Origin of the sequence: Prevotella sp. P5-126 (assembly GCF_002251185.1) — a bacterium.
GTDB lineage: Bacteria > Bacteroidota > Bacteroidia > Bacteroidales > Bacteroidaceae > Prevotella.
Genome location: NZ_NPIZ01000082.1, coordinates 15,477 through 27,140, shown reverse-complemented (window position 1 = coordinate 27,140; position 11,664 = coordinate 15,477). Strand labels below are relative to the sequence as shown.

Here is an 11,664-nt window from a genome sequence, read left to right as displayed (position 1 = left end):
AATGGGATTAAAGTGTTACACGGTTTATAACGGAACAAAAATAATAGGTGACAATGCGTTCTATATTTCAAAAATAGAATCTATAATATCGCCAAACGGACTTACTTGTATAGGAAATGCTGCATTTTGTGGTTGTGCTAATTTGAAAGAAATAAAATTACCTGATACCCTTACTGAAATAGGAGAAGGCGCTTTTTGTGGATGTATTTAGATACCTCTAAACAACTATAAACAATGAAAAATATATAGAGATAAACCTTTGTATATCAACTACTTTTAGATTTTAACACTTCGGGCTTGCTTTTTGGTGGTTCTCAAAAATCCGCTTATCTTTGCAACGCATTTCTACCGCGGAGAATTTTGAGGGCTTTTATTTTGCCATCTCGTGGACAGAGTTGACAAAGGTTGACAAGAGTGGACAACAGTTGACAGATTAACGAGAGGGAAAAGAGTAAGGAAGTGACCTCATTTGAAGAACGTGACATCGTGGAATGGGTTGACAAGGATTGTCAATGATTGACGAAAGTTCACTCCGTGGCGGTTTGCAAGAAATTGATTGTAAAACCACATAAAAAGGAGTCAAATGAGAAAGACAAGAAAATGCGCCTTCTGTGGAAAGGAGTTCACTTGTAACAGCGGTTCGCAGAGGTATTGTTCAGAACATTGCGCCGAGGCGGCAAAGGCTCAGCGCAAGAAGAAACAACAGGACTTTTTGAAGGCAGTCCAGCCTGTTATAGACATCGCCAGCCAGGAGTATCTCACATTCTCCAAGGCTGCCATCCTCATGGGATGCTCCCGTCAGTACGTTTACAAGTTGGTAAACGAGGGTAAACTACCTGCATCACGAATCAGCAGCCGGATGGCATTCGTTCGCAAGGCAGACATCGAGAAGATGCTTGCAGGCAATCCTTATCATAGAGTCTTGCCAGGCACTCCAACAAACAAGCCGTGCAAAACTTCTTCTTCTCTTTCGTCGAGAAAGGACAAGAATCAGATTGACGAATCACCAATGAGACTTGTCGAACCACTTGAATACATCTCTGGCGAGGACGTTATGGCAACCTACAAGGTAAAGAAGTCTTGGCTCTATGTTTCAGCCAAGAGAAACAACATACCTGTGTGCAAGATTGCAGGCAAAAACTATTATAGCCGCAAGCACATGGATGCACTCTTCGGAGTGACTGCCGAGATTGAAGCCTTGACAGAGTGGCTCACAACGGATGAGGCAGAAACACTCTATTCCACGACCAAGGAATCCTTGCGCACCCAAGCCTACCGTCGCCATATTCCCACCAAGCGAGAATATGGCAAGACCTATTATTCAAAGATACATCTGGATGAGATATATCATCCTGATTTGAAGGCGAGTGATGACTATTACACTACTGCCGAAGCTGCCAGAAAGTACGGCATGACCAAGAGCAACATCTGTGTTATCGTCAAGACAAACAATCTCACTAAGGTGAAAGTCGGAGTCCAGAACCTCATTGTCAAGGAGGAATTAGACCGAATAATGGCAAGCAGACTTGCACAATTCGGGGCTTACAGGCTCCAATAATGCCCAATAATAAGCATCAACTGCGTGAAAGTACAATTATCCATGAGTTATGAAAGGGTAAGTTGGTCACACTTTCATCATGCAGTTACTTTGCACTCGCTATGAGACGCATAGCCTTCGATTATCAACAAAACAAATTTCATACAAGTATGAGTAACATTTGCAAGACAGTAACCCTGCGTACACGTAAGATAAAGAAAGGTACGCAACTGAGCTTCTACCTTGACTACTATCCCGGCTACAGGGACGAGTCAACCATGAAGGTACAGCGACATGAGTCACTTGGCATCTACATCTTTGCCAAGCCCAAGAACCAGCGCGAGAAAGACTACAACGAGCGCATGACTGAGAAAGCCGAGGCACTGCGCTGCCGACGCTATGAGAGTATCGTAAATGAACGCTACGACTTCTTCGACAGAGAGAAGGAAAAAGGCAGCTTCCTCGCATGGTTCAAGAAGAAGGCCGATGCCAGGAACACCAAATGGCAGAACGTCTATAAGCATTTCGAAACCTTCTGCGAAGGGAAATGCACCTTTGGTGAAATAGACGTTGACCTCTGCAACAAGTTCAAGGAGTACCTTTATACCGCTCCACAGACCATCCACAAGAAGCAGAAACTGCACACCAACACCATTGCAGGCTACTGGTCAACCTTCCGTGCCGTGCTCCACACTGCCTACCGTGACCACAAGATCAAGGAGAATCCAAATGGCTTCCTTGACAGGATTGACACCATCCCTACGGAGAAGGAACACCTCTCACAGCCGGAACTCGTAAAGCTTGCTAACACCGACTGCAAGGAACCAGTGTTGAAGAAAGCCTTTCTCTTCTCCTGCCTCACTGGACTCAGAAAGAGCGACATCAAGGCGCTGACATGGAAGAAGATTCAACCATACGGAGATGGAGGCATGTATATCACAGTGCGTATGCAGAAGACTCAGCAGCTTGTGAACAATCCTGTCAGCGAAGAGGCTCTTGAACTCATTGGCTTCTATGACGGAGGACACGAACCCGATGCAAAAGTCTTCCCAAACTTCAAGGACAAGATGACAGGTACTACCTTGAAGAACTGGCTGAAGGCAGCGGGTATCACCAAACACATCACCTTCCATTGTGCCCGACATACTTTCGGCTCTTTGCAGGTTGATGCAGGTACAGGTATCTATACCGTCCAGCACATGCTCGGACACAAGAACGTGGAAACCACTCAGATCTATGCGAACATGGCTGACGAGAGCAAACGCGAGTCGGTCAATCGTATCACCTTGAAGCCAAAGATAACTCCGCAACTGAAAGTCGTCGGGCAGGGCTAAACCTATTTGTTGGTTCTATTTCTTCGAGAAATGAAACCAAAGATACTATTTTCAGGTCAAACACATGGAAAAATGAGAACCAACACGATTGGCTCTCATTTTTCGTTATACCTTTGCAAAGCAATTAAATAACTGTGAAAAAGGAGGAAAAGGACAAGTGTGAAAATCATACTCACTTCAAGTATGATTCACAAATAAACATAAATCATTGGCCTACAGACGAAAAGACGATACGTCATAAGCAAAATTCTTCTTAACTTTGCAGCGCATTTTCTGAAACAACGAACAATAACACATAAAGACAATGAAAATAGATTCACCATCTTCAATCACTTCACGTGAGGCATCCGTCCGACTCGAATGGATCTCCACAAGAATACTGCCGGGAGTTGCAGTTCTTCTTCTTTCAATTCCACTTTGCCAATGGGCTGACTCAAACCTGCCCGATGGCATCGTTCCTGTATCTATCATCTACCTGATGATTGTAATAATCCTATGGTCAATGTACATGGCTGTGCAGTATGCTTTCGTGGGTATGGTGCAGACGAGGAAAAACAAGGACAAGGTTACTATGGAGAATAGCAATCCTCACGAAGACGATGGGCAAGCACCTGTTTTTCTTTTGGAGGCAATGCCTATGGTTGCTGAGTCAAATGGAACTGAGAGTGTCTGCAATGCTGAGGTGGTCGAGGAGATAGCTGAGAAGACAATAGCTACAGATTCCAAAGTCATATCGGAAGAAGCCAATCATCCCGACAATGAGGCATTCACTGTTTCGGCTGCTTCTGCCAGTTCGACCTACCAGCAAGGTATTGATGACTTTTATCAGAGTCAGGCAGAAAGCCAGAAGAAAAAACTGGACACCATTCATGAATACCTTCTATACATCATGTCTCCTTTTGTCTATGAGGAAGACATGAACGAGTTCTGTACAGACCTTTTGAGATTCGCAATGGATCACAACTACCGCCCTGAGGTTGAGTGGAAGAGATTCAAGACAAAGCTGAGCAGCTTCGATGTCCGTCATCTGGTATGGAGCATTGCCATAAGGTTGGGACTTGGCAAAGGCAAGGTTTACAGCAACGATGATTGTGCCTGTTATATCGAACGCCGTTTTGCTTCATTGTGCGTAACAGCCAGTGGGGAGCCATTGTCGCATAGCACACTCAGGAACCTGACAGTCACATCCAACAGCGACCAGATACATTGTGACATCCAGGGTGCAGACGGACTGCTATTCCATATTCCTTCACAACTGGGCATAGAGAAAGACTGAAGATAATCTTTCTCACCTCTCCTATATCAATACATAGACATCACATATTGGAGTCACATCAGAAGCCAAACTTTGGTGTGGTCCTGATGTGCCTATGTCCTTTTGCGCTGAAATCTCACCCAAAATATTGTTGAAATCCCAATTGTCATTCATTATACTTACATGTTCGATATTGTCAAAATCCGCTTCAAAATCTTGTTTTATCCACAAATAACAGCCAAAAAGAAGGCTCAACTGCGTGATTGTTTCGTGATGCACCTGTTATTAAAAAGTGGCTTGCCCTCCGATTCGTAACGGGGTTCCTTTGCAGCACGATTCCACTAAAGGATCGTGTTGTAAAATGACAAATAAGGAATTAACGTTCAATGACCTTCCGCAGGTCGTTGCCGAACTTCGGGATGAAGTATCGGGCATGAAGGCGTTACTGCTGAACCTTCAGAACAGACCAACTCAGCAGCGAGAGAACAGACACCGCCCTGTCACGCCAGAGCAGGTTGCCGAGTACACCAACATTCCGCTTGCGACCATCTACCAGAAACTTGCAAACAGGGAAATCCCAGGCAGCAAGCCAGGCAAGCGATGGGTAATCTACCTTGATGAGATTGACAAGTGGCTTGAAGCGAACCGCAAGAATCCCATTCCTCTGACGGATGAGGAGCAGAACGCTGCCATCCTTGCATCGCACAAACGCAAGCCGAACAAGTCCAGTTGGAACGATGAAGGTTTAGCTCGACGAAGTCAACCTATTGCAAAACCATTTGACGGGGATAAAATCTAAAATCAAGCAATTATGAACAAGCAAAAAATTCATTACTGCTTCATTCTGTCCGAGGAACAGATGAAGTATCTACGCAGCAAGAAGTACAAGATGACACACTTCTCCCAGATACCATACTATAAGCCAGCAGGCAAACTGATCTTTTTTGAGAAGAGTGCCTTGCTCGACTGGATGCGTAACGTGAAGGTGAAGTCCGGGGATGAGATAAGGGAGGAAGCTCCCTTGCACCTCTCTGGTCTCAGCGTTCCTCGTTCTGAAAGAGCCCATGTATAACCATATATAAATATGTATGCCTATGGAGAACTCTCATTCTGAAACACGGCTCATCCTTTCCCTGTCGCTTCAGGACATTGACAATCTTGCCAAAGACCTGAAGCCAAGACAGAGGATGTTCCGTTTCTTCTCACTACTCCGTCATGCCGCAGAAACCGATGGCACGCAGACAAAGCGTAGCATCGACTACAGCGTACAAACGGGACAGGTAGGTGCTTAGCATTCCGAACTTGCCAGAGAATGGAACTGCAACCGCAGTACGGTCACCCGTTTCCTGAAGGAACTGGAGGCCGATGGACTCGTCAAGGTAAGCACGGGCAATGTATCGTCCCTGACAGACATCAAGTGTCTGCTTGGCTGGCAGCATGATAACGAGGTAACGCCGAACCTGTCGAGTGACAACGAACTTGTTTATCAACTAATCATCTGAACAACTATGGGAAAGATTGTATTATACACTAACGTAAAAGGAGGCGTAGGCAAGACAACCCTTTGTGGTATCTTTGCCACCTACCTTGCTAACAGCGGCAGAATCATTGCCGTAGTCGATGCCGACCTTCAGCAGTCCCTGTTCCGTCATCGTAAGCGTGACCTACAGCAGGATCCCGATGCCTCTCTGCCCTGGGAGATAAACACGCTCAGGGACAGGGCTCCTGAAGAGGTGGCAATAATCATGGAGGGCTTGAAGCAGTTGCCTTACGATGTCATCATTGACTGTCCGGGCAACCTCGTTGACCCGAACCTCGAAGTCATCTATTCCAATGCAGATATTGCAGTGGTGCCTATTCACTATGACAGCGACACCCTAGATGCCACGCAGATGTTCTGTGAGACATTCAAGGATCACTTCGGTGCGAAGATGTTCTTCGTCCCAAATGGCATTGTTTCAGTCGAGGAAAGGCGTGAACACCTCCAGCAGGAAAGAGATAAGGCCATTGAGCAGCTGAAGGCTTATGGCACAGTAACCCCACGAATAAAGCGAAGCGTGGTCATTAGCGACTACAATACGCTGCTTCCGCTGACTATCTATCAAAGGAATGCAGTCAAGTATGCCTTTGAACCCATTATCAATGAATTGCAGGAAGGAGGTGATGTATGATGGAAGCAGACAATACTTTCAGTGGCATCTTCGGCAATAAGCTTTCAACACCACAGAAGCCAGAGGCTCTGGCAAAGCAGGAAGATACACCTGTCATCATAGAGCAAACAATAACTGCCCCCACTGAAGACTCTGGACAAAAGACCATAAAAGAAGAGCATGAATCAAATGCAGCGGAGAAGACTGTTCACAAGCGTGGGCGCAGGAGGAAGGGTTATGACAGTACCGATGGCTCGACCGCCGATAAGGCCGGACACTTCTCTTGCATCTGTGACAAAGACCTCATAGCAAAGGTCAGGGCTATCGCCTGGCAGGAGCACTTGACCGTCAGGGCGGTCGTTGAAAGTATGTTCACCAAGTGCATCGCCAAGTACGAGAAGAAACATGGCCCTATCCAGATTGAACCCCATCAGCAGTCTGAAGAACTCTTCTGACTGTAACACCGTTTATCCTTTTGTGCAGACACCGAACTGAATGTTGTTCCGTGTCTGCTTTTTTTGTATAGCCATATAACGATGGCATACCTATACACTATGGAAGAATATAAGCCTATAGGCATATGCACATCCACAACGTATAGGGGTATATCCAGTATTAGCATATCCCAAGTATAGCTAATTATCCGTATAGTGTTATAGCGTGTATAAGGATATACTGTGTATAGGTGTATAGTTTGTACAGTCTTATAGGAGATATTGGCATATATGGTTATACAGGGTATATATGTATAGGGTTATAGCATGTATGAATGTACAGGGATATAGGCATATAGCTTTACATTTGGCACGACGGCTTTGCAATGTATAGCCTTATATAGATATACGGTTATACATTAGCGGAGTTTCTGCAATCTCTTTTGTGGCTGCCATTTGTATAACTCTATATTGAGTATAGCCCTATAGGTGATATTCAAATCAAAGGCAAGAGTCGCAATGTTTGGTATTTTGCAGATGTGGTTAAATGCGCAGCAAATCTTGTTATGCCAATGGGCTGGAAATGCACGGCAGATTTCTCGGCACTAAACTATCCCATATGCTCATTTTCCTTTTCCCTTCTTTCAAAGATTTGCGACAGTAGGCCGTCGGAAATGTCCTCGCCTTGAAACCGATGCGATGTCTTATCATTCAGGCAGCCGAAGCCACAGAAGCCTCAGAAATGCCCAAATTCGGGTTTTCGCCATCCCAGAGGTGTGATTACCCACGAAAGGATTTTGACGCTTCCTAAAGCCATTTTCGAGTCTTTGTAGAGGCTTACACGCTGGCTAGGCCATCCGTCCACACCTGTATAGTCATTTTTCACACCTACGGGCACTGGGCTTGCCCATGTGCCACATTTTTACAGTATCGGGAAGCTCACTACCCGTTCCGATTTTCATCGGACGGAGATTTGACCAGATAATTCTGCAAGCAGAGGTCATGGAATCTGGCATGAAGGTGTTCCCACACATGGTCGGCCATGAATGGCAGCGATTAATCTCTGGCAATTTTATCCAGTCAGTCTAATCGGCTTGCCGATGCCACTTTTTCAAAGTCATGGGAAGCCTAATTCCCCAATCCTCCTTCGGGACTTGGAAGACAGACCAGATAAAATTGCAAGCAATGGGGTTTGTAGTGACTATGAAAACTCTTCAAGCGACTGTCATCTGCACGAATGAAATCTGGTAGCAAGATGATACCAGGGCAACTTCTTTCCCATACTTCAAACGAGCTTGCTCCGCGCAGCAGAATCTGTACTCCCGAACCGAGTTAATTTCTGTTAACTCTTATTAGGCTTAGCGTTTTTTCAAAACACTGTTCGACGCAAGCGTCGCATGATGATAAAATCCGCAGCATTTTTACGTGGCTTACGAGAGTCGTTTCCGACACGTCGGAGCTCGCTCCGTTAGCCATTCGACGGTAAGGATGGGTAGCCTAATACCCCTACCTACTATCGATGTCGGGGAAACTAGCCAGATAAAACAGCAAGCTTGTAGGGTTACTATGACTTTGATGGTTCTTCGAAACACGGTATTCAAAATGATAAATATCTGGCAACATCATGCCTGGACAGATATGCAGAAGAGGCTTGCCTCTGTCCACTCAAAAGTAAGGAGGGGCAGCCTAATACCCCAGCCATCTATCGATGTAAGGGGAACTGACCAGATAAATAAGCAAGCAATTAGGGTATGAATATGACATCAATAAAGGTAAAGTTCAGGCCATCCACGGTGGATGGCAAGGAGGGAGGTCTCTATTTTCAGATCATCCACAACCGAGTAGTCCGTCAACTGAATACTGATTACAAGGTTTTTGCAGAGGAATGGGATGCTGAGTCTGAAAGCGTTATCGTAAGTGGTAACCGCTCAAACCTCTTGTTGGGTATTCAAGAACGTCTGGCATGGGATGTGTCCCGTCTTGAAAAGGTCGTCCGCTCGTTGGAAACGGAACGTCGTCGCTTCACGGCAGACGACGTGATCACCATGTTCCATAAACTGACCAAGGAGTCCTCCCTCTTTACCTTTATGCATGGTGTCATAGCTCAACTGAAACAGTTGGGTAAAGTACGCACGTCCGAGACCTATACTGCCACACTTAATAGCTTTATGACATTCCGAGACGAGCAGGATGTTCCACTTGACGACATCAATTCTGACATGATGCTCATGTATGAAGCCCACCTGAAAGCTAGAGGTGTTCGCATGAATACCATATCGTTCTATATGCGTAACCTTCGGGCTGTCTATAATCGTGCAGTTGAAAAAGGATTAACACCGCAGAACAATCCCTTTCGTCATGCCTATACAGGAGTGGATAAGACGGTGAAACGAGCTATACCTATCAAGGCTATTAAAGCCCTAAAGGTGTTAGACTTATCCACGAAACCTTCATTGGACTTCGCTCGTGATATGTTTATGTTCAGCTTTTACACAAGAGGAATGTCCTTTGTGGATATGTCATACCTCAGAAAGACAGACATACAAAATGGTATTCTGACCTATCGAAGACGAAAGACAGGTCAGGAACTGACCATCAAATGGGGGAAGTGTATGGCTGAAATCATTGCCAAATACCCTGAAAACAAAACAGACTTTCTACTCCCTATCATCAAAGAGCAAGGCAATGAGCGGAGGCAATCTGACAATGCCCTGCATCTGGTCAACTATCGCTTAAAGGAACTTTCCACGATGCTGAAACTCCAGCGACCACTCACCATGTATGTGGCTCGTCACTCATGGGCGAGTGCAGCCAAGGCGGAAAATGTGCCTCTATCTGTCATCAGCGAAGGAATGGGACATGACTCTGAGGCAACCACACAGATTTACCTTGCGTCATTAGAAACGTCGGTGGTCGATAAAGCAAACAAGATGATATTGGGATTGCTGTAAATAAGGATTTGTTTAGCAAAATTCTCAATCTCTTTCTAAGAGACGTAGAATATTAGAAACACCTGTAAATACGACAATTCTGACAGTTTTGTTTGCCAATTTGCTAAACAAAGTGAAATAATGAGCGTCAAAATGCAATTTTTTATATAATAAGGTGGAATTTGCAAAAAAAAATGTACCTTTGTACCCAAATATCCATCTCTTAGAAAGAGACGAACGTATTATACTCGACAGAGACCATGTTACTAAAAGGCTAATAACATTTTACAATATAATGATAACAAAATGTCCAAAATGCAATGTTCCCGTACAAATAAATGAGAAGGCATATTCGGGAATAGTGAATCTTGATTATGTTTGTCCTGTCTGTGGAAATCGATTCACAATTCAACTAAACAATCAGCTAGGCGGACAGACTAGACAGCCTGTGCAACCCGATGCTACCACCCCAAATTATCAACAGTCACCTTATCAGGCTACTCCTGAACAACAATATGCCCAAGCAAGCACAAGCCAAGTGCAAAGCCCATTGTTAGAAGAAGCGCCAACCAAGCGTTCTATTCTCATATGGGTTGTGCCACTAATTGTGTTACTTATATGCGCAGGAATAGGAGGATGGTTCTATTACCAAAAAGTATATTTACCAGAGAAGATAGACAGGGAAGCGCCTAGGTATTATACTATTGCAAATGCAACAAATATCAGAACGTCAAAATCATCTGGAGGGGATTTTAATAAGATAGGCTCTGTACCATTTGGTAGTGAACTTATTACCTACAGTTATGATGCAGATTGGAGCGAGGTGAAAGACGCTAATGGAAATAGAGGCTTTATTGCTTCAAATTTCATTGTTGAGAAATCCGACTTTTATAGATTGAATAGCATATTTGGAGATGCTTCATCCCGAGATATAATTGAAACTGTAAAATGTAGAAGAGCATTATTAAACTATTTTAAAGAGCATAATTATATTGGTAAAATAGCACAAAGCGACTTACCAAATATTGTACCACAAGTACAACCAAATTCCCAGAATCAATGGCAGGTGTTTACAAGAGCTAAAGGCGTAAAGCCTAATAGTGTATATTTTTCACGCGTGACTAATTCTGCATCAAAATTCACAGACTTTGCTGTGGTCATTACAAATATTAGCACACAAGATAAACGACTTCTATTATTCACTTTTGCAGACGATGAATCTTCATCCTTAGTTTATGAAGAGGAAACATCAGCAAGCTATATAGAGAATATTTACAATTACGGCAATGGAAATTATGGAGTAGCTTATTATTATGCATATTAATCACAGACAGAAGAAAAAACATAATTGGGCTTTAATTTTACTCTATACGGTGTCCTTCCTAATACCAATTGGAGGGCTTGCTGCTCTATACCTTTATTATAATGGGGAACTACAGAAAATCCCGGAGGCTAAAATTGTAGTAATTTCCAAGCAAGATATGAAACTACGAGTATATGACTATAAGGGTAATAAGGTTGTAGAGTACGGAATTGCATGTGGAAAAAACTATGGCCAAAAATATAAAGTTGGTGATATGAAAACGCCTGAAGGAATGTTTTATGTATCTGGCATAGAAGATGCTTCTGGCAGAACCCATGATTTTGGCGATGGAAGAGGTGCAATCCCTGGCGCTTATGGACCGTATTTTATCCGTTTGGATACTCCTGGTCACAAAGGTATTGGTATTCATGGTACTCATGATCCAGAGTCTATTGGTACTCGAGCCACAGAAGGATGTATTCGTCTTCACAATGAAGATGTAGCCGAGCTCGCTCATCTAATTTACCCTGGAACAATGGTAATTGTTACATCGTCATTCCTTGATTACGAGCAAGAAACAGTAGCTGCAAAGGGTAAAAACGAAACTATAGATAAAAATAAAGAGCAGAAAAATAAGGAGAAAGACAATGTCGTAACTGTTGATAAAACAGCAGACCCATTATTAGAACCCCAAGGAAACATAATCGATAACTACGAATAA

12 protein-coding genes and 1 pseudogene are annotated in these 11,664 nt (G+C 43.9%); 12 read left to right on the top strand and 1 reads right to left on the bottom strand.

Translation table 11 applies throughout. The features are described 5' to 3' along the window. From CIK90_RS09615 to CIK90_RS09575, 9 genes and pseudogenes are all read left to right on the top strand, one after another. A partial coding sequence (locus CIK90_RS09615; RefSeq protein ID WP_094465111.1) for a leucine-rich repeat domain-containing protein occupies positions 1–211 on the top strand: 211 nt, incomplete at its 5' end. Between the two features lie 372 nt (positions 212–583). Beyond that, complete coding sequence (locus tag CIK90_RS09610; RefSeq protein ID WP_094465109.1) at positions 584–1,558, top strand: helix-turn-helix domain-containing protein; 975 nt, start codon at positions 584–586, stop codon at positions 1,556–1,558. A gap of 149 nt (positions 1,559–1,707) precedes the next feature. Then, complete coding sequence (locus CIK90_RS09605) at positions 1,708–2,871, top strand: site-specific integrase (protein WP_094440016.1); 1,164 nt, start codon at positions 1,708–1,710, stop codon at positions 2,869–2,871. 304 nt (positions 2,872–3,175) lie between these two features. Further along, a complete protein-coding gene (locus CIK90_RS09600; protein ID WP_144007257.1) occupies positions 3,176–4,147 on the top strand; it encodes a hypothetical protein in 972 nt (323 codons plus the stop codon). Between the two features lie 340 nt (positions 4,148–4,487). Then, a complete protein-coding gene (locus CIK90_RS09595; RefSeq protein WP_094439998.1) occupies positions 4,488–4,925 on the top strand; it encodes a helix-turn-helix domain-containing protein in 438 nt (145 codons plus the stop codon). 12 nt (positions 4,926–4,937) lie between these two features. Then, positions 4,938–5,198: a hypothetical protein gene (locus tag CIK90_RS09590; RefSeq protein ID WP_094465107.1), complete on the top strand. Its 261-nt coding sequence runs from the start codon at positions 4,938–4,940 to the stop codon at positions 5,196–5,198. 265 nt (positions 5,199–5,463) lie between these two features. Beyond that, positions 5,464–5,628 (top strand): annotated as a pseudogene (locus tag CIK90_RS14655) (hypothetical protein); the annotation flags it as partial. A 6-nt stretch (positions 5,629–5,634) separates the two neighbouring features. Beyond that, positions 5,635–6,297, top strand: coding sequence for a ParA family protein (locus CIK90_RS09580; RefSeq protein WP_094389362.1), 663 nt, complete (start codon positions 5,635–5,637; stop codon positions 6,295–6,297). Beyond that, positions 6,294–6,731: a hypothetical protein gene (locus CIK90_RS09575; RefSeq protein WP_094465105.1), complete on the top strand. Its 438-nt coding sequence runs from the start codon at positions 6,294–6,296 to the stop codon at positions 6,729–6,731. Before CIK90_RS09580 ends, CIK90_RS09575 begins: the two co-directional genes overlap by 4 nt. Before the next feature lie 715 nt (positions 6,732–7,446). Here the strand turns inward: CIK90_RS09575 and CIK90_RS14235 are convergent. Further along, positions 7,447–7,596, bottom strand: a complete 150-nt coding sequence (locus CIK90_RS14235) for a hypothetical protein (RefSeq protein WP_158216054.1) — start codon at positions 7,594–7,596, stop codon at positions 7,447–7,449. Positions 7,597–8,467: 871 nt separating this feature from the next. Here CIK90_RS14235 and CIK90_RS09560 point away from each other — a divergent pair. From CIK90_RS09560 to CIK90_RS09550, 3 genes are all read left to right on the top strand, one after another. Then, positions 8,468–9,661, top strand: coding sequence for a site-specific integrase (locus CIK90_RS09560; RefSeq protein ID WP_094389368.1), 1,194 nt, complete (start codon positions 8,468–8,470; stop codon positions 9,659–9,661). Positions 9,662–9,935: 274 nt separating this feature from the next. After that, on the top strand, positions 9,936–10,964 hold the full coding sequence (locus tag CIK90_RS09555) for an SH3 domain-containing protein (protein ID WP_144007492.1): 1,029 nt from the start codon (positions 9,936–9,938) through the stop codon (positions 10,962–10,964). Further along, on the top strand, positions 10,954–11,664 hold the full coding sequence (locus CIK90_RS09550; RefSeq protein ID WP_094389358.1) for a L,D-transpeptidase: 711 nt from the start codon (positions 10,954–10,956) through the stop codon (positions 11,662–11,664). The genes CIK90_RS09555 and CIK90_RS09550 overlap by 11 nt, the downstream gene beginning before the upstream one ends.